Source organism: Microbulbifer taiwanensis (genome assembly GCF_014904815.1).
GTDB lineage: Bacteria > Pseudomonadota > Gammaproteobacteria > Pseudomonadales > Cellvibrionaceae > Microbulbifer > Microbulbifer taiwanensis.
The window spans coordinates 40208-66568 of sequence record NZ_JACZFR010000026.1 but is presented as its reverse complement, the minus strand read 5'-3'; the positions used below and the strand labels follow the sequence as shown (position 1 = coordinate 66568).

The 26361-nt window shown below is 60.9% G+C and carries 21 protein-coding genes and 3 tRNA genes; 22 read left to right on the top strand and 2 right to left on the bottom strand.

The genetic code is table 11. The features are described from left to right. The first annotated feature begins 151 nt into the window (after window positions 1–151). From rpsA to IG627_RS09750, 9 genes are all read left to right on the top strand, one after another. Entirely contained in the window at window positions 152–1831 is a 1680-nt protein-coding gene (gene rpsA, locus IG627_RS09790; protein ID WP_193192171.1) for a 30S ribosomal protein S1, read from the top strand. Between the two features lie 142 nt (window positions 1832–1973). Further along, a complete protein-coding gene (gene ihfB / locus IG627_RS09785; protein WP_193192170.1) occupies window positions 1974–2282 on the top strand; it encodes an integration host factor subunit beta in 309 nt (102 codons plus the stop codon). 51 nt (window positions 2283–2333) lie between these two features. Next, the gene (locus IG627_RS09780) at window positions 2334–2642 is read left to right on the top strand and encodes a lipopolysaccharide assembly protein LapA domain-containing protein (RefSeq protein WP_226864911.1); all 309 of its coding nucleotides are present in this window, start codon (window positions 2334–2336) and stop codon (window positions 2640–2642) included. Window positions 2643–2649: 7 nt separating this feature from the next. Then, window positions 2650–3840, top strand: a complete 1191-nt coding sequence (gene lapB / locus IG627_RS09775; RefSeq protein WP_193192169.1) for a lipopolysaccharide assembly protein LapB — start codon at window positions 2650–2652, stop codon at window positions 3838–3840. A gap of 63 nt (window positions 3841–3903) precedes the next feature. Further along, window positions 3904–4629 carry an orotidine-5'-phosphate decarboxylase gene (gene pyrF / locus IG627_RS09770; RefSeq protein ID WP_193192168.1) on the top strand — a complete coding sequence of 242 codons (726 nt, stop codon included), beginning with the start codon at window positions 3904–3906 and terminating at the stop codon, window positions 4627–4629. 133 nt (window positions 4630–4762) lie between these two features. Next, the gene (locus tag IG627_RS09765; protein ID WP_193192167.1) at window positions 4763–5071 is read left to right on the top strand and encodes a ComEA family DNA-binding protein; all 309 of its coding nucleotides are present in this window, start codon (window positions 4763–4765) and stop codon (window positions 5069–5071) included. Window positions 5072–5156: 85 nt separating this feature from the next. Beyond that, complete coding sequence (locus IG627_RS09760; RefSeq protein WP_193192166.1) at window positions 5157–6080, top strand: NAD-dependent epimerase/dehydratase family protein; 924 nt, start codon at window positions 5157–5159, stop codon at window positions 6078–6080. Then, window positions 6080–6967, top strand: coding sequence for an MraY family glycosyltransferase (locus tag IG627_RS09755; protein ID WP_193192165.1), 888 nt, complete (start codon window positions 6080–6082; stop codon window positions 6965–6967). Before IG627_RS09760 ends, IG627_RS09755 begins: the two co-directional genes overlap by 1 nt. 61 nt (window positions 6968–7028) lie before the next feature. Then, on the top strand, window positions 7029–8981 hold the full coding sequence (locus IG627_RS09750) for a polysaccharide biosynthesis protein (RefSeq protein WP_193192164.1): 1953 nt from the start codon (window positions 7029–7031) through the stop codon (window positions 8979–8981). Between the two features lie 180 nt (window positions 8982–9161). Here the strand turns inward: IG627_RS09750 and IG627_RS09745 are convergent. Next, window positions 9162–9237 (bottom strand) — tRNA-Asn (locus IG627_RS09745). A 264-nt stretch (window positions 9238–9501) separates the two neighbouring features. Between IG627_RS09745 and uvrB the strand changes: the two genes are divergently transcribed. After that, window positions 9502–11508: an excinuclease ABC subunit UvrB gene (gene uvrB, locus IG627_RS09740; protein WP_193192163.1), complete on the top strand. Its 2007-nt coding sequence runs from the start codon at window positions 9502–9504 to the stop codon at window positions 11506–11508. A gap of 171 nt (window positions 11509–11679) precedes the next feature. Here uvrB and IG627_RS09735 read toward each other — a convergent pair whose 3' ends face one another. Then, window positions 11680–12666 (bottom strand): DMT family transporter, encoded by a 987-nt coding sequence (locus IG627_RS09735; RefSeq protein ID WP_193192162.1) that lies wholly within the window; start codon window positions 12664–12666, stop codon window positions 11680–11682. A gap of 375 nt (window positions 12667–13041) precedes the next feature. Here IG627_RS09735 and IG627_RS09730 point away from each other — a divergent pair. The 12 genes from IG627_RS09730 to IG627_RS09675 all read left to right on the top strand — a co-directional run bounded on the left by IG627_RS09730 (window position 13042) and on the right by IG627_RS09675 (window position 26355). Further along, window positions 13042–13118 (top strand) — tRNA-Val (locus tag IG627_RS09730). A 98-nt stretch (window positions 13119–13216) separates the two neighbouring features. After that, window positions 13217–15145: a threonine--tRNA ligase gene (gene thrS, locus IG627_RS09725; RefSeq protein WP_193192161.1), complete on the top strand. Its 1929-nt coding sequence runs from the start codon at window positions 13217–13219 to the stop codon at window positions 15143–15145. Between the two features lie 8 nt (window positions 15146–15153). Beyond that, complete coding sequence (infC, locus tag IG627_RS09720) at window positions 15154–15699, top strand: translation initiation factor IF-3 (protein ID WP_455429755.1); 546 nt, start codon at window positions 15154–15156, stop codon at window positions 15697–15699. A gap of 139 nt (window positions 15700–15838) precedes the next feature. Further along, window positions 15839–16033: a 50S ribosomal protein L35 gene (gene rpmI, locus IG627_RS09715; protein ID WP_193192160.1), complete on the top strand. Its 195-nt coding sequence runs from the start codon at window positions 15839–15841 to the stop codon at window positions 16031–16033. 36 nt (window positions 16034–16069) lie between these two features. Beyond that, on the top strand, window positions 16070–16429 hold the full coding sequence (rplT, locus tag IG627_RS09710) for a 50S ribosomal protein L20 (RefSeq protein ID WP_020413350.1): 360 nt from the start codon (window positions 16070–16072) through the stop codon (window positions 16427–16429). 243 nt (window positions 16430–16672) lie between these two features. Beyond that, entirely contained in the window at window positions 16673–17686 is a 1014-nt protein-coding gene (gene pheS / locus IG627_RS09705) for a phenylalanine--tRNA ligase subunit alpha (RefSeq protein ID WP_193192159.1), read from the top strand. Window positions 17687–17837: 151 nt separating this feature from the next. Further along, window positions 17838–20243 carry a phenylalanine--tRNA ligase subunit beta gene (gene pheT / locus IG627_RS09700; protein ID WP_193192158.1) on the top strand — a complete coding sequence of 802 codons (2406 nt, stop codon included), beginning with the start codon at window positions 17838–17840 and terminating at the stop codon, window positions 20241–20243. Window positions 20244–20373: 130 nt separating this feature from the next. Next, window positions 20374–20679: an integration host factor subunit alpha gene (ihfA, locus tag IG627_RS09695; RefSeq protein ID WP_010131375.1), complete on the top strand. Its 306-nt coding sequence runs from the start codon at window positions 20374–20376 to the stop codon at window positions 20677–20679. Next, window positions 20660–21016, top strand: coding sequence for a MerR family transcriptional regulator (locus tag IG627_RS09690; RefSeq protein WP_193192157.1), 357 nt, complete (start codon window positions 20660–20662; stop codon window positions 21014–21016). The genes ihfA and IG627_RS09690 overlap by 20 nt, the downstream gene beginning before the upstream one ends. 160 nt (window positions 21017–21176) lie before the next feature. Further along, window positions 21177–21253: transfer RNA gene (locus tag IG627_RS09685), tRNA-Pro, on the top strand. A 517-nt stretch (window positions 21254–21770) separates the two neighbouring features. Further along, on the top strand, window positions 21771–22922 hold the full coding sequence (locus tag IG627_RS09680) for a sigma-54 interaction domain-containing protein (protein WP_226864910.1): 1152 nt from the start codon (window positions 21771–21773) through the stop codon (window positions 22920–22922). A 49-nt stretch (window positions 22923–22971) separates the two neighbouring features. After that, window positions 22972–26355, top strand: coding sequence for a type I restriction endonuclease subunit R (locus IG627_RS09675; protein ID WP_193192155.1), 3384 nt, complete (start codon window positions 22972–22974; stop codon window positions 26353–26355). Window positions 26356–26361: the final 6 nt, after the last annotated feature.

Here is a 26361-nt window from a genome sequence, read left to right as displayed (position 1 = left end):
CAGTTTCAAACAACAGCGGCCGGGATCAGCCAGAATCGCCCGGCCGCTGTTGTAATCCGACCCGCGTGCTGGCAGCGCGGTGGGGCCGCGGCTGGCGGTTGACTAAACTCTATAGTCACCAGCGGCTGGGTCCATTTATATAGGTAATGTAATGAGCGAGAGCTTTGCTGATCTTTTTGAAGAGAGCCTGAAAAGCGTAGAGATGGCCCCGGGTTCCATCGTGACCGGTGTTGTTATCGACGTGGACAAAGACTGGGTAACCGTACACGCGGGCCTGAAGTCTGAAGGCGTTATCCCCGCTGCCCAATTCCTGAACGAAAAGGGTGAAGTGGATCTGCAGGTGGGCGACGAAGTACAGGTAGCCCTGGAAGCAGTAGAGGACGGTTTCGGTGAAACCCGTCTGTCCCGTGAAAAAGCCAAGCGCGCTGAAGCCTGGAAAATCCTCGACGCGGCCCACGCTGCTGACGAAGTGGTTAAAGGCGTTATCAGCGGCAAGGTTAAAGGTGGCTTCACTGTCGACGTGGCCAACATCCGCGCATTCCTGCCCGGCTCCCTGGTAGACGTTCGCCCGGTTCGCGACACCGCGCACCTGGAAGGCAAAGAGCTCGAATTCAAGGTCATCAAGCTGGACGCCAAGCGTAACAACGTTGTGGTATCCCGCCGCGCCGTTATGGAAGCCGCGACTTCCGAAGAGCGCGAGCAGCTGCTGGCCAGCCTGCAGGAAGGCATGACCATCAAGGGTATCGTGAAGAACCTGACCGACTACGGTGCTTTCGTGGACCTGGGCGGTATCGACGGCCTGCTGCACATCACCGACATGGCCTGGAAGCGCATCAAGCATCCGAGCGAGATCGTCAATGTTGGTGACGAGATCGACGTGAAGGTCCTGAAGTTTGACCGCGAGCGCAGCCGTGTATCCCTGGGCCTGAAGCAGCTGGGCGAGGATCCCTGGGTATCCATCAAGCAGCGCTACCCGGAAAACAGCCGCGTGAAGGCGACTGTGACCAACCTGACCGACTACGGCTGCTTTGCCGAGCTGGAAGAGGGCGTCGAGGGTCTGGTTCACGTATCCGAAATGGACTGGACCAACAAGAACATCCACCCGTCCAAAGTTGTCAATGTTGGCGACGAGGTAGAGGTGATGATTCTGGATATCGACGAAGAGCGTCGTCGTATCTCCCTGGGTATCAAGCAGTGCCAGGAAAATCCGTGGGATGCCTTCGCGCGTAAATTCGCCAAGGGCGACAAGATCTCCGGCAAGATCAAGTCCATCACCGACTTCGGTATCTTTATCGGTCTGGACGGCAGCATCGACGGCCTGGTGCACCTGTCCGACATCTCCTGGAACGAAGCCGGCGAAGAAGCCGTGCGCAAGTTCAAGAAGGGCGACGAGATCGAGACCGTTATCCTGGGAATCGACTCCGATCGCGAGCGTATCTCCCTGGGTATCAAGCAGCTGGAGTCCGATCCGTTCACTGACTACGTGGCCACCAACGACCGCGGTACCATCGTAACCGGTACCATCAAGGAAGTTGACGCCAAGCAGGCGGTCATCATCCTGGCGGACGAAGTCGAAGGCGTACTGCGCGCTTCCGAAATCAGTCGCGACAAGGTGGAAGATGCCCGCAACGTCCTGAAAGAGGGCGAAGAGGTCGAGGCCAAGATCACCAGCGTGGATCGCAAGAACCGCGTGATCAGCCTGTCCATCAAAGCCAAGGATCAGGAAGACGAAAAGCAGGCCATCAAGGATCACAGCAAGAAGCAGGCTGAACAGGTTCAGCCGGCGACTATCGGTGACCTGATCAAGGCGCAGATGAACAACAAAGAGTAATAGCTCTTGGTTGTTGAAAGCCCTGGATTGATTGTTTAGGGCAATGCGAAAGCCGGACTGGGGTTGCCCAGTCCGGCTTTCTATTAGATGATTGCCGCCCTAAGCTAGAATAATCAATGACTTACAAAAGGTTGCGGGGCGCATGACCAAGTCCGAACTGATCGAAAGGATAGCGTTGAGGTTGGATCAGCTGCCGGTGAAAGATGTGGAGCTGGCGGTCAAGGTGATGTTGGATACCATGTCAGATGTGCTGTCCCAGGGGGAGCGCATCGAGATACGTGGCTTTGGCAGCTTTTCGCTGCACTACCGCGCGCCGCGCACCGGCCGCAACCCGAAGACCGGAGATGCGGTGGCGCTTTCGGGCAAATACGTGCCCCATTTCAAGCCGGGAAAGGAATTGCGCGACAGAGTCAACCGGAGCATGCGCGACGAGACCATGACCGAAGTATGATCGGCCGGTGGCTGTTGATTTAATCATTCCTTGCGGAACGCGGAGGTTCCCTTGTCTTTTCTTCGCTGGCTGATGCGTCTCTTCTACGGATTGCTGGCTCTCCTGTGTATTGCCGTCGGTGTCTACTTCGCGGTCGACAATCCGGATACCATCGCCCCGAGCTTTGGTGGCTACACCCTCTATCCCGGCAGTGTCGGCTTCTGGTTGATCGGCTTCCTTCTGCTCGGCCTGGTTCTGGGTTTTATCGTCAGCCTGCTGCCTTTCTACGCCGAGCGCCGCCGCGCACGCGGGCTGGAACGGCAGTTGCAACGGCTGGAAAGGGAGCTCCACACTGTACGTCGACAAGTGTCCGCGGATTGAGACCTAGATGGGCGATCTAACCTTTTTCTTTTTTCTGCTCGCCGCCATCGCCATCGGTTGGTGGCTCGGGCGCAGAAGCACCAAAAAGAAAGTGGACTGCAGTCAACAGCAGCAGGCCCTTGCGCGCTCCTATGCGCAGGGGCTCAATTATCTGTTGAGCGAGCGCCACGATGATGCCATCGACAAGTTTATCGACGCGCTCGAAGTCAGCAGCGCCACCTTCGATACCCATCTGGCGCTGGGCAACCTGCTGCGCAAGCGCGGTGAGCACGACCAGGCTATCCGTGTACACCAGAATCTGCTGGCGCGCCCCAGCCTGACGCGCGCCAGCCAGCAAAAGGCGCAGCTGGAACTGGCGCGGGACTATATCGCCGCTGGCTGGTTGGACAGGGCAGAGCGATTGCTGCAGGAGTTGGTGGAAACCTCCTCGGAACTGCGCAATACCAGCCTCGAGTACCTGGTAGAGGTCTACCGGGATGAGCGGGAGTGGGCCAAGGCCATCCACGCGGTCAACCTGCTGCACGGCCGCCGCTTCAAGCGCCTCTCCCCCGAGTGGGCGCCGGTGCAGGCGCATTTCTGCTGCGAGCTGGCGGAGGAGGCCATCAATGGCAAGGACTACCTGAGCGCGCGCAAACATATCGACGCGGCGCTCGGCTACGATCGCAATTCCGTGCGTGCCAATCTGCTTTGGGGGCGGCTGGAGTATCTGCTCAGTCGCCCGCGCGAGGCGATCAAGGTGCTGCAGCGGATTCCGAAACAGAATCCGGACTATATCCCCGAGATTCTCGAGCTGCTGATTACCTGCTACGAGGCAATCGACGATGAAAAGGGGCTGGATCGGTATCTCGAGTCCCTGCTCAGGGAGCATCCCTCCAACAGTGTCCTGATCGCGCTGACCGAGAGAATCCATCACCAGCAGAGTGAGGCGGCCGCGGCGGCCTTTATGGGTAAGCAGCTGGCTCTGCGCCCGTCGCTGCGCGGGCTGGGGCATTTCCTCGACCTGCATATCGACAGCACCCAGGGTAGGGCGCGGGAAAACCTGTCGCTGCTGAAAACCCTGATCGACCAGTTGATTGCCAGCCGGCCTCATTACCGCTGCAGTAATTGCGGTTTCTCCGGCAATCAGCTCCACTGGCTCTGCCCCAGCTGCAAGCACTGGGATTCGGTGCGCTCCGTCAAGGGTGTCGAAGGCGAGTGAATAACAGAAAGTTTTCAATGGCATATGTGTAGGGTGCGCCGCGCGCACCACTGAGAGGTATTTTTGCAATCCCAGGTTTCTTCCCCTGTCTCTTCCCCGGTGATCGTCGCACTGGATTACGACAACGCCGCGGCCGCCCTGGCAATGGCGGAAAAGCTGGACCCCTCCCTCTGTCGCGTCAAGGTGGGCAAGGAGTTGTTTACCGTTGCCGGTCCGCAGCTTGTAAAGGAGTTGGTGGGGCGCGGTTTCCAGCTCTTCCTTGATCTCAAGTTCCACGATATCCCCAATACCGTGGCCTCCGCGGTCAAGGCGGCCGCGGAGCTGGGAGTATGGATGGTCAATGTTCACGCCAGTGGCGGTGCACGCATGATGGAGGCGGCCGCGGAAGCCTTGCTGCCCTACGGCGACAATAAACCGCTGCTGATTGGCGTGACAGTGCTGACCAGTACGGCGCCGGAGGAGCTGGCGGCGGTCGGTGTCACGCGAGCGCTGGATGAACAGGTGTTGACCCTGGCTTCGCTGGCAAAAGACTGCGGCCTGGACGGCGTTGTCTGCTCCGCGCGCGAGGCTCAGGCGCTGCGTCGGCAGTGCGGTGCGGAATTTGCACTGGTCACGCCGGGAATTCGCCCCGCCGGCGCTGCCGCCGACGATCAGCGGCGCATAGTGACGCCGGCCCAGGCGCTGGAGTGGGGGGCGGATTACCTGGTAATCGGCCGACCGATTACCGCCGCGGCGGACCCGATGGCAGCCCTGCGGCAGGTGCTGGCCGAGATAGGCGTGCAGGGGTGAGTGTATAGCGCCGTGTAATGGCGTGTAATCAGATCGCGGCCCATGGGTGCTGGCGAGCTGGTAAAGTGTGCCGGCTTGGGGGAGTAAAAGCAGTCCCGACGTGAAATTAGACAACTTCACTGGGAGTCCAATAATGAACCTTTTCCGTACACCACTTTCTATCCTGTTTGCCGCCCTGCTGCTGGTCTGTTCGCCCACACTGGCAATTGCCGACGAGGCAAAGGCGGATACCGCGCAGATGGCCTCCGCAACCGTTAACCTGAACAGCGCCTCGTCTGAAGAGCTGGCAGAGAAGCTCGACGGTATCGGCGTAGCGCGAGCGGAGATGATCGTCAAATTCCGCGATGAACACGGGCCCTTTACCTCGGTTGAACAGCTGCTGGAAATCAAGGGCATAGGGACGGCCACGTTGGAGAAGAATCGCGACAGGATTCAACTCTGAATCGAAAATCCGTGCACAGTCGGCAGTCTTGCAGGTGACTGCCGGCTAGTGTGCGGAAAAAGAACAATGCTGGGTAATAAAACAGATGGCGCGTTGGGTTGTAGTGGGCGGCACTGGATATATTGGCGGGGCACTCTGTCGTCGCCTCTGCGCGAGCGGGCAGCGGGTGCTCTCCGTATCTCGTGCGCCCAGCGGTCCGGCGGATTGTGAACACCTTTCCCTGTCACTGTCGGCCGACAGTGATTTTTCGTCCCTCTTTCAGCCCGGCGATCGGGTGATCTACGCGGCCGGCCTTGCCAGTCGATCCGACTGTGAGCGCCACCCGGAGCTGGCCCGCTGGCTCAACAGCGACTGCCCCCTGGCGCTACTGCGCTGTGCAGATACTGCGGGTGCGGAATCCTTTACCTATCTCTCCAGCGTCAAGGCGATGTGTCCGCCGCAGGGTAAGGTTGCCGATGAAGACACCGGCACCCCGGCATCGGATAGCTACGGTCAAAGCAAGTGGCTGGGCGAGCAGCAGCTGCTGGCGGAATTCTGCCAGTGCCGTGTCAACCTGATCCGCCCCGCATCCGTTTATGGTTTCGGGGAGGGCGCCGGGCCCGGCGGCCGGGCCGGGCGCTGGCGAAGTCGCCTGCGCCTGCTCGGGCGCCTGGCGCCGGTGCTGCCGGCGAGTGGCAGGCGGAGCTTTATCGGCCTGGAGGACCTGGTGCAGGCGGTTCAGTTGCTGGCGCAGGCGGAGCACTGCGACCGGCAGGTCTTTATCGCCGCGGAACCGAGTTTCTACGATCTGGCCGCTATCGTTTCCGCCTTGACCGGCGATCGCGCCCGGGGCAGCAGGCTGCTGGCGCGCCTGTTGCTGGCGCCGGTACGTCCATTGCGCAACCACCCGGTCGCTCGCGCACTGCTTGAGCTCGAACGGAGCGAACTCTATAGTGCCGCCCGATTGCGTCGGGCGCTGCCCTGGCGCGCTGAGGGGCGCTATAGCCAGTTCTTGCGGGGTGTTTCGTAATGGTGTTGATGGGGGAGTGGTTGATTCCGGTTCTTGCGGCGGCAGTGGTGAGTTACGGGCTGACCGCCGTGCTGCTGACCAGTATGCGCGAGTTCGCGCTGGATCTGCCGAATCACCGCTCCATGCACGAAATACCGGTGCCGCGCACCGGCGGCTGGGCCCTGGTGGCCGGCTGTGCGGTGGCGTTGGTTTTGAGCCCCGTTTCCCTCCCGCTTCCGCTGCTTGCGGGTTTTGCGCTCTTGCTGGCGGTATCTGTCGTCGATGACTTGCACCATGTCTCGGCGCGGGTGCGTTTTTCCGTGCACCTGTTGGCGGTGGCGCTGGTGCTGGCGGGGCTGCCGCAGGTCCTCGCCTGGTGGTGGTATCCGCTGCTGCTGGCGGGCGGAGTCTGGATGATCAATCTGTACAACTTTATGGATGGTATGGATGGGCTGGCAGGCAGTATGACTGCGATCGGCTTCGCATCGCTCGGCCTGGCCTGTGCCTGGCGAGGGCAGGGGGATCTGGCCGGTGTCTGCGCGCTGCTGGTCATCTGTGCACTGGCTTTCCTGCGCTACAACTGGCCTTCGGCGAGTATCTTTCTCGGCGATGCGGGATCGACTTCTCTGGGGCTGGCTTCGGTGGCGGTCAGCCTGTACGGCTGGCAGCGGGGCGCTTTTGGGTTGCTGGTGCCGGCCCTGGTTTTCGCACCTTTCTGGTTGGATGCCACGTTGACACTGCTGCGCCGTATGCTGACAGGCAAGCGCTGGTGGGAGGCGCACCGGGAACATCTCTACCAGCGCAGCGCTCTGCGCATCGGGGTTGTAAAAACTTTGTACTGGCAACTGGGATTTATGGTCAGTATGTCTATACTGGCGCTTGCGCTGGTCGGGCTCGACCTGGCGTGAAAGGCCAATATCCCGTAAATGGGGTGGGATAATCTGGCCGGGGGTTAAATTGGGGGATCATGTGATACGCATCTGGCGGACCGTACAGAAACATCACAAGCCGGTATTGATGCTGATATTCGACCTGTTGATGCTGGGCTTCGCCTTTATGATGGCGATGGCGATTCGGGTCAACGGCCTGACTCCGGCGCTGCAGACGGAAATGCTGGTCTGTCTCGCGCTGACGCTGGGCTCCAGTAGTTTCATATTCCTGCGCCTGGGCCTCTACCGCACTGTAATCCGCTATATGGGGCAGCAGGCCATAGTGGCAGTGCTGCAGGGGGTTACCGCCTCCGCGGTGGTGCTCGCGGTGGCTTCCTACCTTACCTTTGCCGGTGTGCCGCGCTCGGTGCCGGTCATCTACTGGTGTTTCGCCCTGATCGCTGTCGGTGGTTCCCGCTGGCTGGTGCGTATCTACTACCAGATGGCATTGGAAATCCACAAGACTCGCGTCGCCATCTACGGTGCCGGCACCGCGGGCCTGCAGATGTACAAGGCGCTGGTACACGGCGAAATCTACAAGCCGGTGGCCTTCTTCGACGACAATGCCTCCAAGCAGAATACGCTGATCGATGGTGTGCTCGTTTACAACCCGGCCAATATTCTCGATGTGGTCGCCGAGCGGGATATTGCCGAGGTACTGCTGGCCATGCCGGGTGTGCCCAAGCGCCGCCGCCGCGAGATTACCCGCGGGCTGCGCGAGCGCGGCCTGGTGGTCAAGGTGATTCCCGGGGTTGAGGAACTGGTGGACGGTGCCGGGCGCGTCGCCGACGTTTCGCAGATCTACGAGAACATTCTCGGCCGCGCGCCGGTGGAGCCGGAAAAGGCCCTGATCGCCGGCTCCATCAGTGGCAAGGTGGTGCTGGTCACCGGCGCCGGCGGTTCCATCGGTTCGGAGCTGTGCCGGCAGATCGCCCAATGGGGGCCGGCGCACCTGGTGCTGGTGGAGTCCTCGGAGTTCGCCCTTTACCAGATCGAACGGGAGCTCTACCAACAGCAGCAGGACGAGGGGCACCAGTTGAAGGTGACTTCCCTGCTCGGCGATGTGCGCGACCGCGCGCGCATGGCGGAGATTATCGAGAGTTTCTCCATCAATACCATTTACCACGCCGCGGCCTACAAGCACGTGCCTCTGGTAGAGCAGAATGTGGTGCTGGGGGCCGACAACAATGTGCTCGGCACCCTGTCGGTACTGGAGGCGGCCGAGGCCTTTGGTGTGGAACAGTTTGTGCTGATCTCCACCGACAAGGCAGTGCGTCCGACCAATGTGATGGGTGCGACCAAGCGCTTCGCCGAGCTGGTGTGCCAGGACTTCGGTCGCCGCTTTGCCAAAACCCGCGTGTGCATGGTGCGTTTCGGCAATGTGCTGGGTTCATCCGGCTCGGTGATCCCGCTGTTTACCGACCAGATCAATGCCGGCGGACCGGTCACCGTGACCCACCCCAAGGTCACCCGCTACTTCATGACCATTCCCGAGGCGGCACAGCTGGTGTTGCAGGCCGGGAGTATGGGGCGCAACGGCGAAGTGTTCGTACTGGATATGGGGGAGCCGGTGCGCATCTCCGATCTGGCCAGGCGCCTGATCCAGATCATGGGCCACACGGTGCGGGATGAGGAGAACCCGGAGGGGGATATCGAGATCCAGATCACCGGGCTGCGCCCCGGTGAAAAGCTCTACGAAGAACTTCTGCTCGGCGACAACGTATCCGGTACCGATCACCCGATGATCATGCGGGCCGAGGAGGAGCGGCTCCCCAGCGAGAGATTGCAGTTGCTGGTTGGAGAGCTTCGCGATGCCTGCAGTCGACACGACTGTGAGGGAGTGCATCGCCTTCTGTTGGAGGCGGTGAAAGACTATTCGCCCAAGCAGAGCCTGGTGGATGTGGTCTGGGCCCAGCAGCGCGACAACAAGCCTGCACCCAAGGTGGGGCAGGTGAAGCGCCTGCCGCTGCCGACGGATGGCGCCCGTCGCTAGGATCGGTTGGTATTATTGAATTAAGAGGCCCCGCCCAAATCGGCGGGGCTTTTTTATATCTGGAGATTGGCTGTTCGAGTACGCAGCGTAAGCACCCGGTTTACCTTGAGGGTATGTGGACACTTTGTGGGCGAGCAAACAAAAAGGCCTCTAGCTCGCGCTAGAGGCCTTTTTCGTATTTGGCTCCGCCTGCTGGGCTCGAACCAGCGACCCAATGATTAACAGTCATTTGCTCTACCAACTGAGCTAAGGCGGAATATCTTTTCGGTCCGGCCTGTTGTGCCGTCCCGTTCAGATGGCGCGTATCTTATAGAGGGGGTCGGTGCAGGTCAACCCCTTTTTGGCACTTTAACTCATTGATTTGTCAGTAGTTTAATTCTGTCGCCTGGTTGTTTAAAAATGCGGCGACCGGGTGCCGCTGGCGCATTAGATCACGGCGCACTGCGCGGGCATTTGTGGCCGTCCCGGGGAGAATCTACAATCGCGGATTGCCTTTCAAATCGGTTTTGGCGGTGGAGTTATGGAATCACGTCCTTTTCAGGTGGTGTGCAAATACAGTCCGGCGGGAGATCAGCCGGCGGCGATAGAGCAGCTGGTGGAGGGTGTGGGGGACGGCCTCAGCCATCAGACCTTGCTGGGTGTGACCGGCTCCGGCAAGACCTTCACCATGGCCAATGTCGTCGAGCGGCTGCAGCGCCCGGCGATCGTCATGGCCCACAACAAGACCCTGGCGGCGCAGCTGTACGGCGAGTTCAGGGAGTTCTTTCCCAAGAATGCGGTGGAGTATTTCGTCTCCTACTACGACTACTACCAGCCGGAAGCCTATGTGCCGTCATCGGACACCTTTATCGAGAAGGATGCCTCGGTCAATGAGCATATCGAGCAGATGCGCCTGTCAGCGACCAAGGCGTTGATCGAGCGCCGCGACGTCATAGTGGTGGCGACGGTTTCCGCCATCTACGGCCTGGGTGACCCGGACAAGTACCTGAAGATGGTGCTGCACCTGGATCGCGGCGACCTGGTGGACCAGCGCACTATTTTGCGCCGCCTGGCCGAGCTGCAGTACACCCGCAACGACGCCGACTTCCGCCGCGCCACCTACCGGGTGCGCGGCGATATCATCGATATCTACCCGGCGGATTCGGACCTGGAGGCGGTGCGCGTCTCCCTGTTCGATGAGGAAATCGAAGAGCTCACCATTTTCGACCCGCTAACCGGCGAGCAACTGAAAAAGGTGCCGCGGGTCACCATCTTCCCCAAGTCCCACTATGTGACACCGCGGGAGACCATTGTCAGCGCCATCGACCGGATCAAGGAGGAGTTGCGCGTGCGCCTCGAGCAGCTGCGCGACAACGGCAAGTTGCTGGAGGCCCAGCGCCTGGAGCAGCGCACCAAGTACGATCTGGAGATGATGCAGGAGCTGGGCTACTGCAATGGCGTAGAAAACTATTCCCGCTACCTGTCCGGGCGCGATGCCGGCCAGCCGCCGCCGACGCTGTTCGACTACCTGCCCCACGATGCCATGCTGTTTATCGACGAGAGTCATGTCACTGTGCCGCAGATCGGCGGCATGTACCGCGGCGACCGATCGCGCAAGGAGACGCTGGTGGAATACGGTTTCCGCCTGCCGTCGGCGCTGGACAACCGCCCGCTCAAGTTCGAGGAGTGGGAGCAGCTGGCGCCGCAGACCATCTTCGTATCCGCTACGCCGGGACCCTATGAGGCCGAGCATACCGGCCAGGTGGTGGAGCAGGTGGTGCGTCCCACCGGCCTGGTGGACCCGGAGGTGGAAATTCGCCCGGCCTCGACCCAGGTGGACGATGTCCTGTCGGAAATCCACCGCTGCGTGGATGCGGATCAGCGGGTGCTGATTACCGTGCTGACCAAGCGTATGGCGGAGGACCTGACCGAGTACCTGGGCGAGAGCGGCGTGCGCGTGCGCTACCTGCACTCCGATATCGATACGGTGGAGCGGGTGGAGATCATTCGCGACCTGCGCATCGGCGAGTTCGACGTGCTGGTGGGTATCAACCTGCTGCGCGAAGGGCTGGACATGCCGGAAGTGTCCCTGGTGGCCATCTTCGACGCGGACAAGGAGGGCTTCCTGCGCTCCGAGCGCTCGCTGATCCAGACCATCGGCCGCGCCGCGCGCAACCTGCAGGGCAGGGCGATACTCTATGCAGACAGGGTGACCGACTCGATGCAGCGCGCCCTGGACGAGACCCAGCGCCGCCGCGATAAGCAGATGGAGTTCAATGCCGAGCACGGCATCACGCCCCAGGGTATTCGCAAGAGTGTGGCCGATATCATGGAGGGCGCCATTGCCCCCGGTGTGCCGAAATCGCGCCGTAGGGTGGCCGAAGGCAAGGGCGCTTACAAGGCGGACAAGAAGCCCCTGTCCGACAAGCAGCGCTGGGCGCGTATCGAGGAGCTGGAGGAGCAGATGTACAACCACGCCAAGAACCTGGAGTTCGAGGCCGCCGCCAAGCTGCGCGACGAAATCTCCCGCCTCAAGGAAGAGCAGTAGATACTCCGTTCCATGTCGAGTCATCACTGACTCGTCATACCGGCGCAGGCCGGTATCCAGTTTCGGGGAGCGGGGGGCACCTGGATTCCGGCCTGTGCCGGAATGACGAGAAAGTGCTTCCGTAGGGTGCGCCGCGCGCACCATCCCCCGCAGCGGTGCGTACGGCGCACCCTACGACGCGGCACCCTGAGACTTAACCATCGGGCGCACTTTCCTGTCTTCCCCGCTCTTCTTCAGCAGCACCAGGCTTCCAATAATGATCGCCATTCCCCCGAGGTGATAGGCCGTAAACGGCTCCCCCAGCACCCAGGCTGCCGCGATCAGTGTAATCACTGGCCCGCTGGTGCCCACGGCCCCTGTCGCCGCCGAACCTATGCGCTGGATGGCCGCGCTCATCAGCAGTGAAGGCACCACGGTGCAGGCAAAGGCCACGATCAGCGCGTAGCCGTAGACCGGCCAGGGTTGAGCCACCCTGGACCAGTCCCCCTGCAGCGCGAAGTGCACGGCGATGGCCGCGCTGGCCGCGATCATCGCCAGGGCGGTGAACTGGCGGCTGCCCAGGCGCCGGATGGCGCCCTCACTGAAGGTCACGTAGATGGCAAAGCTCAGCGCGGCGCCGAGGGTCAGCAGCATGCCCCAGGCAGTCGGCGCCAGGGACACCCATTCCGGTGCGGCCGCGCCGGTGCTGAAGCTGTGATCCTGCCAGTAGATCAGCAGGATTCCCGCGTAGGCGCCGAGGATGCACAACAGCTGTCGCGGCGCCACCGGTTGGCGCAGGAACCACCAGCCCAGCAGCAGCACCATGGTCGGGTAGAGGTAGATGATCAGGCGCTCGAAGTTGGCACTGATATAGCGCAGCCCGTGCAGGTCGAGGAGGCTTGCCAGGTAGTAGCTGCACAGGCCCAGAATCCCGGTCACCAGCAGCAGGCGCGGAGAGGCGGGGCGCCATTGGCCGCTGCTCCGCAGCAGCGCGACAATCGCCAGGTAGAAGGGCAGGGCCAGCAGCATGCGCAGCAGGATAAAGGTCTCCACATCCACCCCGTGCCGGTAGGCCAGCTTGATAAAGATCGCCTTGACGGAAAACAGGGCCGCGGCGGCGAAGGCGAGGAAATAGCCGTTGCCCAGCAGCGGAGTCATATTGAGTTGTCTGGATTTCACGTTGGTCCCTTATCGGCGCCGGGTCGAAAGGGTGTGGACAACAGCCTTTCAGTGCGGCTGTTGTCATTGCGGAGGAGGTGAGTCTCAGGCAGGCGACAGCAGGCCGATGCAGCGGAATAGCCACACTGGCCATACGAAGGATTTCACTCGCGTCGGATTCATGTCTTCTCGGTATGCGGAAATGCCGGGTCATTAGGCCACAGGACAGCGGGGGGAGTCCATGGCCCCGGTGCGGGTTCGCACCCTCTGGTCGACGATTCAAATTCGCCGCTCGAAAAGCTCACTAAGTTGTTGAAAACACTAAAATCCGGTGCTAAAGTTCGCGCTCTTCGCAGCAAGGGGTTCCCCGCTGCAGAGTTGCTGAAAAAGCGTTACAGACCCGTAGCTCAGTTGGTTAGAGCGCTGCCTTGACATGGCAGAGGTCAGCGGTTCAAGTCCGCTCGGGTCTACCATCTTTTAAGTGCCTTCCGCACTTGGGCCAGATGCCCGACAAATCAAGTTGATTCACGCGGTCTTTGGTAGGGATCGCCACTGATAGAAAGGAAGTACAATGCCTGTTGTCACTCTCCCCGACGGCTCCCGTCGCGAATTTTCCAACCCTGTTTCCGTATTCGATGTCGCCAACGATATCGGCCCCGGCCTGGCAAAAGCCGCGCTCGCCGGTGTGGTCGACGGCAAAGAGGTCGACACCAGCCATGTGATCGACCGTGACGCGGAACTGGCCATTATTACCGACCGCCAGCCGGAAGGGTTGGAGGTTATCCGTCACTCCACCGCGCACCTGCTGGCCCAGGCGGTCAAGCAGCTCTATCCCTCAGCCCAGGTCACCATAGGCCCGGTGATCGAGGACGGCTTCTATTACGATTTCGCCTACGAGCGCCAGTTTACGCCGGAGGATCTGGAGAAGATCGAGCAGCGCATGAGCGAGCTGGCCAAGGAAGATATTCCTGTCAGTCGCCGCCTGTTACCGCGCGACGATGCGGTGAAATACTTCCGCGAGATGGGCGAGGAGTACAAGGCGGAGATCATCGCCAGCATCCCCACCAATGAAGATATCTCCCTGTATCGCCAGGGCGATTTCGAGGACCTGTGTCGCGGTCCGCACGTGCCCTCCACCGGCAGGCTGAAGGCGTTCAAGCTGACCAAGGTGGCCGGCGCCTACTGGCGCGGCGACGCCAACAACGAGATGCTGACCCGTGTCTACGGCACCGCCTGGGCCAACAAGAAAGAGCTGAAGGCCTACCTGCACCGCATCGAAGAGGCGGAGAAGCGCGACCACCGCAAGCTGGCGAAGAAATACGATCTCTTCCATATCCAGGAAGAGGCGCCGGGCATGGTGTTCTGGCACCCCAACGGCTGGACCGTCTACAGCACCATCGAGCAGTACATGCGCCGCCGCCAGCGCGAGTACGGCTACCGGGAGATCAAGACGCCGCAACTGGTGGATTTCTCTCTATGGCGCAAATCTGGCCACGCGGACAAGTTCGGCGACGATATGTTCACCCTCACCAGTGAGGAGCGCCAGTTCGCGATCAAGCCGATGAACTGCCCCTGCCACGTGCAGGTGTTCAACCAGGGCCTGCGCAGCTACCGCGACCTGCCATTGCGCCTGGCGGAGTTCGGCTCCTGCCACCGCAGCGAGCCGTCCGGCTCCCTGCACGGCCTGATGCGCGTGCGCGGTTTTGTGCAAGACGACGGCCATATTTTCTGTGCCGAGGACCAGATCCAGACGGAAGTGTCCGACTTTATGGAGCTGCTGCACTCGGTGTACAAGGATTTCGGCTTCGAGGACGTCATCTACCGCCTGTCTACCCGCCCGGAACAGCGCGTCGGTTCCGACGAGAGCTGGGACAAGGCAGAGAAGGCCCTGGCCGACGCCCTGGACGCCGCCGAACTGCCGTGGGAAGAGCTGCCGGGCGAGGGCGCCTTCTACGGGCCCAAGATCGAGTTTTCCCTGAAGGACTGCCTCGGCCGGGTGTGGCAATGCGGCACCATTCAGGTGGATTTCTCCATGCCGGGCCGCCTGGACGCCCAGTATGTGGCCGAAGACGGCTCGCGCCAGACCCCGGTGATGCTGCACCGCGCCACCCTGGGCTCCTTCGAGCGCTTTATCGGTATCCTGATCGAGAACTACGAGGGCGCCTTCCCCGCCTGGCTGGCCCCCCAGCAGGTGGCGATCCTGAATATCACCGATCGCCAGGCCGACTACTGCCGTGACCTGGAGGCCCGGTTGGGTGCCCAGCAGTACCGTGCTTCGGCCGACTTGAGAAACGAGAAGATCGGCTTTAAAATCCGCGAGCACACGCTACAGCGCGTACCTTATCTGCTGGTGATCGGCGATAAGGAAGTAGAGAGCCAGACGGTCGCCGTGCGGACACGCAGCGGTGAGGACCTGGGAACCATGACTTTCGAGTCGTTCCTGGACATCCTCAGGCAGGACGTGGATCGCCGCGGCCGTTTGTCTATTTCTGATAATTAACGGAGACGATAGCTATTAAACGAGAGAGCAAGGGACGGTCCAAAAAGGCCCGCATCAATGATCAGATCGAGGCGTCAGAAGTGCGTCTCATAGGCGCCGATGGCGAACAGGTGGGCGTTGTCTCCCTGAATGAAGCGCTGGAGGCTGCTCAGCAGGCCAATCTGGATCTCGTTGAAATTGCGCCGGACTCCGATCCGATAGTCTGTAAAATCATGGACTACGGAAAGCACGTTTTTGAGGCCAAAAAGGCCAAAAACGCTGCCAAGAAGAAACAGAAGCAGCAGCAGATCAAGGAAATGAAGTTCCGCCCCGGTACCGATATCGGGGACTACCAGATCAAGCTGCGCAACCTGACCCGCTTCCTCGAGGCGGGCGACAAGGCCAAGGTCTCCCTGCGATTCCGCGGCCGCGAGATGGCGCACCAGGAACTGGGTCTGGAAATGATGCAGCGCATCGAGAAGGACCTGGAGGAACTGGGCACCGTGGAGCAGCGGCCGAAGCTGGAAGGCCGCCAGATGATCATGGTGATTGCTCCCAGCAAGAAGAAAAAGTGAGGCCCGCGGCGCATGCCGCGGATCTCCCTTGGAGAAGTGGTTGGGCGACGGCTGCCCCCCCACTCTCGTAACGCCGCCGGTCTCCGGCGGTTCATTGAAGAAGTCTGTTCGCAGACAATTTTTTACTTTGGAGTACAAAATGCCGAAAGCAAAAGTACACAGTGGCGCCGCCAAGCGCTTCAAGAAGACGGCTTCAGGCTACAAGCACAAGCACGCCAACAAGAGCCACATCCTCACCAAGATGAGCACCAAGCGTAAGCGTCAGCTGCGCGGCACCCAGACCATGAACAAGTCTGATGCCACCCTGGTCGATCGCATGTTGCGCGCCAAGTAATTGGCCCATCGCTAAAAGGTTTAAGAGGATAGAGTTATGGCCCGTGTAAAACGTGGTGTAGAGGCGCGTCGTCGTCACAAGAAAATTCTGAAGCAGGCCAAGGGTTACTACGGTGCGCGTTCGCGTGTATTCCGCGTAGCCAAGCAGGCGGTGATCAAGGCCGGCCAGTACGCTTACCGCGACCGTCGCGTCAAGAAGCGTAACTTCCGCGCTCTGTGGATCACTCGTATCAATGCCCAGTCCCGCGCTGAAGGCCTGTCCTACAGCCGCCTGATCGCCGGTCTGAAAAAGGCGGATATCGCCCTGGACCGTCGCGTTCTGGCCGACCTGGCTGTATACGACAAAGCTGCTTTTGCTGCCGTAGTTGAAAAAGCCAAGGCAGCCCTGGCAGCTTAAGCTGCCACTTCAGTTGCAAAACTGAATACGAAAAATAGGGAAGGGCTGTTGTGGCCCTTCCCTATTTTTTTATGGAGATTCCGCTATTTTTAACCGGTGGCGGCTAAGACGGCGATGCCCGCCCTCTGATCAAAAATAATTTGACCATTTTCGTCTTTCTCAACCGGTGCTGCCGATCCGGGCGCCACTACGCTGGGGAAAGGCGAATTTAAACGAAGTAGAAATCTAACGGGAATGAGTTCGATGCAAGATTTGCAGTCCCTCACCGAGCAGGCGCTGGAGTTGGTGGAAAAGGCCGACGGCCTGGCGACACTGGACCAGGTGCGTGTGGATTACCTGGGCAAGAAGGGCCAACTCACTGCGCTGTTGAAGGGTCTGGGCAAGCTGTCGGCGGAAGAGCGCCCGGCGGCCGGGGCCAAGATCAATGAAGCCAAGCAGCAGGTGCAGGAAAAGATCAACACGCGCCGCAATGCCCTGGAGCAGGCAGCCATCAACGCCAAGCTGGCAGAGGAGACCATCGATGTCACCCTGCCGGGTCGCGGCGAAGAGCAGGGCAATGCCCACCCGGTGACCCGCACCATGCGCCGCATCGAAGAACTGTTTGTGCGCCTCGGCTTCTCTGTGGAGGAGGGCCCGGAAATCGAGGATGACTACCACAACTTCGAGGCGCTCAATATTCCCGCGCACCATCCCGCGCGCGCCATGCACGACACCTTCTATATCGACCCGTCCACGGTGCTGCGCACCCACACCTCCCCGGTGCAGATCCGCACCATGGAGAAGGCCGCGCCGCCGATCCGCATCATCTGCCCGGGCCGCGTCTACCGCTGCGACTCAGACGTAACCCACTCGCCCATGTTCCACCAGGTGGAAGGGCTGGTAGTGGACAAGGGCGTCAGCTTCGCCCACCTGAAGGGCTGCGTGGACCAGTTCCTGAAGGCCTTCTTCGAGGCCGACGTGCCGGTGCGCTTCCGCCCGTCCTACTTCCCCTTCACCGAACCCTCGGCGGAAGTGGATATCCAGTGCACCGCCTGCGGCGGCGAGGGCTGCCGCGTCTGCTCCGGCACCGGCTGGCTGGAAGTCATGGGCTGCGGCATGGTGCACCCGAACGTATTCAGCGCCTGCAATATCGACAGCGAAACCTACTCCGGCTTCGCCTTCGGCATGGGCGTGGAGCGCCTCGCCATGCTGCGCTACGGCGTCAACGACCTGCGCCTGTTTTTCGACAACGACCTGCGTTTCCTAAAGCAGTTCTAGGTCTGGGCCATTGCCCCTCCTGTAGGAGCGGCCCATGGCCGCGATCAAATTTGCCGACGGCACTGAACAGACATAGATCGCGGCCATGGGCCGCTCCTACAAAAAGCGAAAAACAGACAGCGCAAAACAGAATTCAGAAAGAGACAGCACTATGAAACTCAGCAACTCCTGGCTGCGGGAATGGGTAAACCCGCAACTCTCCGCACAGGAACTGGCCGACCAGATCACCATGGCTGGCCTGGAAGTGGACGGCGTTGAAAAGGTCGCGGGCGAATTTTCCGGCGTGGTGGTGGGTGAGATCCTCGCCGCCGAACAGCACCCGGACGCCGACAAGCTGCGCGTGTGCAAGGTCGCCGGCCACCCGGACGGCGAAATGCAGGTAGTCTGCGGCGCCCCCAATGCCCGCGTCGGCATCAAGATCCCCTTTGCCCTGGTAGGCGCCAAACTGCCCGGCGACTTCAAGATCAAGAAGGCCAAGCTGCGCGGTGTCGAGAGCTTCGGCATGCTCTGCGCCCAGACAGAACTGGAACTGGGAGAGGACAGTGATGGCATCTGGGAACTGCCCGAAGACGCCCCTACCGGTGAAGACCTGCGCCAATACCTGAAGCTGGACGACGAAACCATCGAGGTTGACCTGACCCCCAACCGCTCCGACTGCCTCGGCATCGCCGGCATCGCCCGCGAAGTGGGCGTACTGAACCGCTGCCAGGTCGTTGGCCCGGAAATCACCCCGGTGGCGCAGCAGATAGACGACAGCCTACCGGTCACCCTGGCCGCCGGCGACGCCTGTCCGCGCTACGTGGGCCGCGTGATCCGCAATATCGATATCAGTGCCACCACGCCCCTGTGGATGCAGGAGCGCCTGCGCCGCAGCGGCCTGCGCTCCATTGACCCCGTAGTGGACGTCACCAACTATGTGCTGCTCGAACTGGGTCAGCCGATGCACGCCTTCGACCTGAGCAAGCTCAGCGGCGGCATCAAGGTCCGCCACGCCGAGAAGGGTGAGGAACTCACCCTGCTCGACGGCCAGGAAGTCAAGCTGCAGGAGGGCACGCTGCTGATCACCGACGAGCAGAAGCCCCTGGCCATGGCCGGCATCATGGGCGGCCTCGACTCCGCGGTGAGCAAAAACACCCGCGATGTCTTCCTCGAGAGCGCCTTCTTCCACCCGCTGGCCATCGCCGGCAAGGCCCGCTCCTATGGCCTGCACACCGATTCGTCGCACCGCTTCGAGCGTGGCGTCGACTACCGCCTGCAGGAAAAAGCCGTAGAGCGCGCCACCCAGCTGCTGTTGGGCATGGTCGGCGGCGAGCCGGGCCCGGTGCACCTGCGCGAGCTGAGCGAAGTCATGCCCGCCGAGCGCCATATCACCCTGCGCAAGCAGAGCGTGCCCCAGCGCCTGGGTGTGACCCTGGCCGACGACGAAATCGTCGATATCCTGACTCGCCTGGGCCTGGAGAAGATCGACCAGAACGCCGATGGCTGGACCTTCCTGGCCCCCAGCTTTCGCTTCGATATCGCCATAGAGGCGGACCTGCTCGAGGAGCTGGCGCGGGTCTACGGCTACAACCGTATCCCCAGCCTCAGCTTCAATGCCTCCCTGGACATAGTGCCGCAGCAGGAGAGCGAGATAGCCCAGGATGCGCTGGAGCAGACGCTGCTGGCCCGCGGTTACAACGAGGCCATCACCTACAGCTTTATCGACAGCGACTCCGCCGCGCTCTTCGACCCGGCGGCCGAGCCGGTGGCCCTGCAGAACCCCATCAGTGCCGAACTGGCGGTAATGCGCACCAGCCTGATTCCGGGCCTGTGCAAGTCGCTGCAGTACAACCTCAACCGCCAGCAGGGCAGAGTGCGCCTGTTTGAATCCGGCCTGCGTTTCGTTCCGGGCGACAGCGTGGCCGGACTGAAGCAGGAGCCGATGCTGGCCGGCCTGATTTACGGCAACCGCTTCAACGAGAACTGGACCGGCGGCAAGGACACGGTCGATTTCTACGACATCAAGGCCGACGTCGAGGCCCTGCTGGCGCACTATGTCACGGGAGGCGCGGCCGCTAGCGCAGAGGACGAATTCCGCTTCGAAGCCGGCCAGCACCCGGCCCTGCACCCGGGCCAGTGCGCCCGCATACTGCGCGGCGACGTCGAGGTCGGCGTAGTCGGGGCCCTGCACCCGCAGCTGCAGAAGAAGCTGGACCTGCCCAGGGCCGCCTTCGTGTTTGAGTTGAGCCTGGAGGCCCTGGGCCAGGCGCGCCTGCCGTCCTTCAGCCCGCTGTCCAAGTTCCCGGAAGTGCGCCGCGACCTGGCCCTGCTGATCGACGCCGATGTCGCCGCAGCCAGCCTGGTGGAGGCCGCCATCGAGGCCGCCGGCGAAACCTTGACCGACCTCAAGATTTTTGACGTCTATCAGGGCAAAGGTATTGATTTCAATAGAAAAAGTGTCGCCATGGGGTTGACCTTTCAGCATCCGTCGCGCACCCTTAACGACGACGAAATCAATGCCGCTGTCGATGCGGTGGTCGGAAAACTAGAACAAAAATACAACGCCAGCTTGCGCTAGCCTGCAGCATGACGCTCAGGGGTGCGGGTTGTCTGGCACCCCGAGAGCGTCTGCTACCGGGTTGAAGCCGCCGCGGTTTGGGCCGCTTCCGATCTGGAGTCGACGCCTCTGAATCTGTTGGTAGGAACCAATGACAGAGGCACTGACCAAGGCCGGGCTCGCCGAAAAGTTGTACGAAGAGCTGGGCTTTAACAAACGCGAAGCCAAGGAAATCGTCGAATTCTTTTTCGAGGAAATCCGCAATGCGCTGGAAAATAACGAGCAGGTAAAGCTGTCCGGTTTCGGCAATTTCGACCTGCGTGATAAAAGCCAGCGCCCGGGCCGCAACCCCAAGACAGGCGAGGAGATCCCCATCTCCGCGCGCAGGGTAGTGACCTTCAAACCGGGACAAAAACTCAAGGCACGAGTAGAAGAAGATGCTGGAAGCGAGTCATAATAGCGAGTTGCCGGTAATTCCGGGCAAGCGCTATTTCACCATTGGTGAAGTCAGCGAGCTGTGCGCGGTCAAACCCCACGTGCTGCGCTACTGGGAACAGGAATTCCCGCAACTCAGCCCCGTCAAACGCCGCGGCAACCGCCGCTACTACCAACACCAGGACGTCATCCTGATCCGCCAGATTCGCGCACTCCTGTACGAGGAGGGCTACACCATCGGCGGCGCCCGCCTGCAAATGGAGAACGGCAGCGACAAGGCCGAGACGGTGCAGGTGCAACAGATAATCCCCCAGGTCATCGCCGAGCTGGAAAGCGTGCTGACCCTGTTGGAGACCTGAAGCGGGGCCCGCCGAAAGGGCCTCCAAAAGGCGCAAATCCGGGCTTGCATTCCCCCGCCACTCATGTATGATTTGCGCCTCATCGCAATGCGATGTCCCTTATAAATCAAGCACTTAGCGCCGATCAAGGCGATCAGAAAGCAGCTTGATTTAGCTATGTCGGGGTGTAGCGCAGCCTGGTAGCGCACCACACTGGGGGTGTGGTGGTCGTCGGTTCAAATCCGGCCACCCCGACCATTTCAATCTCTCTCCTTTTCCAATACATCTGGGGCTGTCTGATGTCCCAAGTCTCGGCTTGTACTGCCGAGCTCTCCAATTGCTTACCGCGCCAGGGTACCCATTCCAAATGAATGTGATTAACATCACTTTTCGGATGGAGCGTTGATTGGCGCCTAATGAAAAATAAGCAAGAGAGCGCTTTGTGGAGCGAATTTTAATCAGTTGGATCGGGGGCCAGGATCTCGCTGCCTGCCAGCCGGCGAACCCCCAGTTGGGACCCATTGCGGAGGCTCTTGAACAGGAAAGGTTCAACAGCGTCGAGCTGCTCTACAATTATCCATCCTCTGACATTGCCCCTTATCTCGATTGGTTGCGGCAACGCACCTCGATTCCGGTAACCGGCCACCAAATCACCTTATCTTCTCCGGTCAATTTCGGAGAAATCTATCAAGCCGCTAATCAAGTACTGCTCGATCTGCGCGGGCAAAATTCTGAGGCCGAAATACACATATTGCTGAGCCCGGGGACGCCGGCCATGCAGGCGGTATGGATACTGCTGGGCAAGACCCGCCATCCCGCCACTTTCTGGCAGGTTTCGCGCGAGGAGGGGGTTCAGCAAACGCAGATACCCTTTGATATCGCTGCCGAATATGTGCCCGTCGCGGATAAAGTCTCGTCCCGCTCCATGACCCAACTGGCGGCATCCGCTCCGCCCGCAGATGCCGCCTTTGATGACATAGTCACACAGAATCCCAGAATGCAGCGCCTCAAGTCCCAGGCCAGTATCCTGGCCGCGCGGGATATCCCGGTACTGATTTACGGCGAATCGGGTACCGGCAAGGAGCTGTTTGCACGCGCAATCCACAACGCCAGCGAAAGATCGGATCGTCCATTTGTCGCGGTGAATTGCGGCGCTTTTCCCGCGGAACTGATCGACTCCATTCTGTTTGGCCACAGGAAGGGCGCTTTCACCGGCGCCAGCAGCGATAGGGAAGGTGTGTTTCAGCAGGCCGACGGCGGAACCCTGTTCCTGGACGAATTTGGCGAGCTGGAGCCCGCGGTTCAGGTGCGGCTGTTGCGGGTGCTGCAGGACGGCAGCTTCACGCCGGTTGGTGGTGGCAGGGAGTGCCGGGTGGATGTGCGCATTGTCACTGCCACCAACCGCGACCTAATGCAGATGGTGGCCGAGGGCAGCTTCCGCGAGGATCTCTTCTACCGCGTGGCGGTGGGCGTATTACACCTGCCGCAACTGCGCGAGCGGGAAGGGGATCTCAACCTTCTCACCGACCACATAATGGCGAACGTCGCCGCTCACGACGCCCATCTGCAAGGTAAGAAAATTTCTGTTGAGGCAAGAAATCTTATCCTGTGTCACCCCTGGCCGGGCAATATGCGGGAACTGCACTCGACCCTGCTGCGCGCCGCCCTGTGGAGCCAAACCGATTCCATAGACGCTGTGGACCTGCGCCAGGCTCTGTTCCATATGCCGGAGAAGGAGCGCGACCTGCTGGGGCGGGATCTGTCCAAAGGCGTTGATATACAAGGACTTTGCGACGATATCTGGCGCCACTATATCCCCCGCGCGCTGGAATCGGCACAGGGCAAAAAGACCCGCGCCGCGACACTGCTGGGTCTCAACAACTACCAGACGCTGACCAATCTAATGGAAAAACTCGGCCTCAAGTGAAAGCTGGCACGCTCTTCGCACTATGGCCGGTATGGATAGAATTTTTTATATGAAATCGCAGAACTTCGAATTCCTCCGCCCGGAAAACGAAACCCTGGCCAACCTCGCCGGCCTGGCCGAGGCGGTGCTCCATGTAGACCCGGGTAGCGCCCTCACGCGCCTGCGAGGCTTCGCCGAAGAGGTCACCAAGAGTATCTACAAGGAGGAGTACCTGCCGCGCCTGCCCCAGGCCAGCTTCTACGAGCTGTTAAAAAGCCGCGTATACGAGGACTGCGTCGACCGCTCCCTGATCCACCAGATCAACTTCTTGCGCGTACAGGGTAACGAGACAGCGCATGGCGCCAAAGGGGAACTGCGCAGCGCACAGATGGCCCTGGGCACCGCCCACCAGCTCGCCCTGTATATGGCGCTCAAGTACTATGGCAAAACCAAGTCGGACATAGCGCCGTTCAAGGAGGTAGCCGATCCCACCGCGCAACTGAGCCAGCTGAAAAAATCCGTCAGCAAATACCAGACGGAAGTCAAAGAGCAGGCTGCCCGGCTTGAGGAAGTGATCGAGCAGCTGGAAAAAGAGCGCACCCGCAACAGCGCCAACATCGAAGCGCCCCACAAACAGGATGCCGCGCGCAAGCAGGCCCAGAGCCATCGGGTAGCGGACTCCCTGCAGTGGGACGAAGCCAAAACCCGCCGCTTGCTGATCGATACCCTTCTGGCCAAGGCCGATTGGGATCTCAATAACCCCGAGCAGGTTACCCTCGAATTCGAGGTGCCGGAGCCCTCCAATAAAAGCGGCAAGGGCAGGGCCGACTACGTGCTCTGGGGCGACGACGGCCAGCCCCTGGCGGTGATCGAGGCCAAAAAGTCCGGCGAGCAAAATCTGCAGGCCGGCCGCGAGCAGGCCCGCATCTACGCCGACGGCCTGGAACAGATGGGCTACCGCCGCCCGGTGATCTTCTACAGCAACGGCTACGAAACCTTTATCTGGGACGATGTGCAGTACAACACCTACCGTTCGGTGTATGGCTTCTACAGCAAAGACAGCCTCGAGTACCTGATCTACCAGCGCCAGTACCGCCAGCCGCACCCGGAGCAGCTAAACCCCAAAACCGATATCGCAGGCCGCCCCTACCAGATTGAGGCCATCAAGGCCGTGGCCAACCGCTTCCAGGAGCAGCGCCGCAGCGCCCTGATCGTGCAGGCCACCGGCACCGGCAAAACCCGCGTAGCCATCGCCCTCAGCGAACTCTTGCTGAGCGCCAACTGGGGCAAGCGCGTACTCTTTCTGTGCGACCGCAAGGAACTGCGCACCCAGGCCAACAACGCCTTCAAGGACTATCTGCCCAGCGAGCCCCGCTGTGTGATCGGCGAGACCAGCAAGATCGACCAGTCCGTGCGCATCTACGTCGCCACCTATCCCAGCATGATGAACCGCTTCGCGCAGCTGGACGTGGGCTTTTTCGACCTGGTCATCGCCGACGAATCCCACCGCAGCATCTACAACAAATACCGCGACCTGTTCGACTACTTCGATGCGCTGCAGCTGGGCCTCACTGCCACCCCGGTGAAATTTATCAGCCGCAACACCTTCGAGCTGTTCGGCTGCGAGAGCACCGATCCCACCTTCGAGTTCGGCCTGAGTGAAGCCATTGACAACGAGCCGCCGTACCTGGTGCCCTTCCGGGTAAAGGACCTCACCACCGAATTCCTGCGCGAGGGCATCCACTACCAGGATCTGAGCGAAGAGCAGCGCCGCCAGCTGGAAGAGGATCTCGGCGAGGAAGAGGCCAAGAGGGCAGAGTTCGCCGGCAAGGATATCGGCCGCAGGATCTACAGCGAAGACACCGACCGCATCATCCTCGAAAACCTGGTCGACAACGGCATCCAGGACGAAACCGGCTCCCTGGTGGGCAAGAGCATCGTTTTCGCCCAGAACCAGAAGCACGCGGAACAGCTGGAAAAACTCTTCTGCAAACTCTACCCCCAGTACGGCACCCGCGTCTGCAAGGTGATCCACAACGCCGTGCCCAAGGTGGAGAGCCTGATCGGCGACTTCAAGAAGCCCGGCAACGATTTCCGCATCGCTATCTCCGTCGATATGATGGACACCGGCATCGACGTGCCGGAAGTGGTCAACCTGGTGTTCGCGCGCCCGGTGAAATCCTGGGTCAAGTTTTGGCAGATGATCGGCCGCGGCACCCGCCTGCGGGAAAACCTGTTCGGCGCCGGCAAACACAAGACTGAATTCCTGATCTTCGACCACTACGGCAACTTCGACTTCTTCGAGGAGGAGTACCGGGAAGCCGAGGACGTGGGTGGCAAATCTCTGTTGCAGACCTTGTTCGAAGCCCGCCTGGAGCTGGCCCTGGCCAGCCTCAAGCAAAATCACCGCGAGGGCTTCGACACAGCCCTGGCACTGCTCAAGGCGGATATCAACGACCTGCCCGAAGACAGCATCGCCGTGCGCCGGGAACTGCGCAGCGTGCACCAGCTGCAGCAGACCGACGCCCTGCAGCGCATGGACGGCAATACCCAGCATATCCTCAAAACCACCATCGCGCCGCTGATGGGCGCCCGCGTGCTGCCGGACAAATTCGCCATCGCCATCGCCCTCGACCGTCTGATTGCCAATATCCAGCGCTGCCTGGTGGAGCAGGCCAGCTGTTTCGACGATGGCCGCGACCAACTGCTGCAGGAGCTGGACACGCTCGCCGTCAATATCCAGGCCGTGCGCCAGAAAGACAGACTGATCGACGAGGTGCGCAGCGCCGACTTCTGGCAGAACCCCAGCGTCGAACGCCTGGAGCAGGCCCGCCGCGAACTGCGCGGCATCATGAAATACCGCCAGTCCGGCGGCGGGGGCGGCTATATCCTGCCCGGCACAAGCACCAGCGACGGCGGCATTCAGGAGAAGGAGCGCAAAGTCACCATCGGCGCCAATGAGGCCACCCTCTACCGTCGCCGGGTAAAAGCCATCCTCGACCAGATGCTGGAGCGCAACCCGGTACTGCAGAAGCTGCGCAAGGGCGAGCCCATCGTGGACGACGAACTGAAAAACCTCGCCTCCAGCATTCTCACCGAGCACCCGGGCGTCAGCCTGGAAGCCCTGAACCAGTTCTACGGCCGCACCGCCGGCGAACTGCAGCTCACCCTGCGCGAACTGGTGGGCATGGACCCGCTGGCCGTGGAGGCCCACTTCACCGGCTTCCTCCACGCTCACCCGCAGCTCACCCACAAGCAGGTGCGGTTTATGAACCTGCTCAAGAACCATATTGCCCAGTACGGCACCATCACCGTGGAAAAACTCTACGATGCGCCCTTTACCAGCGTGTCCCACGAGGGGGTGGATGGTGTCTTCCAGCCGGACGATGTGGACGATCTGGTCGCAGTGTTGAAGCCCTTCCTCAAAGACGCGACCGCCACCGAAGCCCAGTGATCCCAC

Coding starts and splice junctions, on each gene's coding strand:
- rpsA (WP_193192171.1), top strand. CDS start 152: ATGAGCGAGAGCTTTGCTGATCTTTTTGAAGAGAGCCTGAAAAGCGTA.
- ihfB (WP_193192170.1), top strand. CDS start 1,974: ATGACCAAGTCCGAACTGATCGAAAGGATAGCGTTGAGGTTGGATCAG.
- lapB (WP_193192169.1), top strand. CDS start 2,650: ATGGGCGATCTAACCTTTTTCTTTTTTCTGCTCGCCGCCATCGCCATC.
- IG627_RS09765 (WP_193192167.1), top strand. CDS start 4,763: ATGAACCTTTTCCGTACACCACTTTCTATCCTGTTTGCCGCCCTGCTG.
- IG627_RS09760 (WP_193192166.1), top strand. CDS start 5,157: ATGGCGCGTTGGGTTGTAGTGGGCGGCACTGGATATATTGGCGGGGCA.
- IG627_RS09755 (WP_193192165.1), top strand. CDS start 6,080: ATGGTGTTGATGGGGGAGTGGTTGATTCCGGTTCTTGCGGCGGCAGTG.
- uvrB (WP_193192163.1), top strand. CDS start 9,502: ATGGAATCACGTCCTTTTCAGGTGGTGTGCAAATACAGTCCGGCGGGA.
- thrS (WP_193192161.1), top strand. CDS start 13,217: ATGCCTGTTGTCACTCTCCCCGACGGCTCCCGTCGCGAATTTTCCAAC.
- rpmI (WP_193192160.1), top strand. CDS start 15,839: ATGCCGAAAGCAAAAGTACACAGTGGCGCCGCCAAGCGCTTCAAGAAG.
- rplT (WP_020413350.1), top strand. CDS start 16,070: ATGGCCCGTGTAAAACGTGGTGTAGAGGCGCGTCGTCGTCACAAGAAA.
- pheS (WP_193192159.1), top strand. CDS start 16,673: ATGCAAGATTTGCAGTCCCTCACCGAGCAGGCGCTGGAGTTGGTGGAA.
- pheT (WP_193192158.1), top strand. CDS start 17,838: ATGAAACTCAGCAACTCCTGGCTGCGGGAATGGGTAAACCCGCAACTC.
- ihfA (WP_010131375.1), top strand. CDS start 20,374: ATGACAGAGGCACTGACCAAGGCCGGGCTCGCCGAAAAGTTGTACGAA.
- IG627_RS09690 (WP_193192157.1), top strand. CDS start 20,660: ATGCTGGAAGCGAGTCATAATAGCGAGTTGCCGGTAATTCCGGGCAAG.
- IG627_RS09680 (WP_226864910.1), top strand. CDS start 21,771: ATGCAGGCGGTATGGATACTGCTGGGCAAGACCCGCCATCCCGCCACT.
- IG627_RS09675 (WP_193192155.1), top strand. CDS start 22,972: ATGAAATCGCAGAACTTCGAATTCCTCCGCCCGGAAAACGAAACCCTG.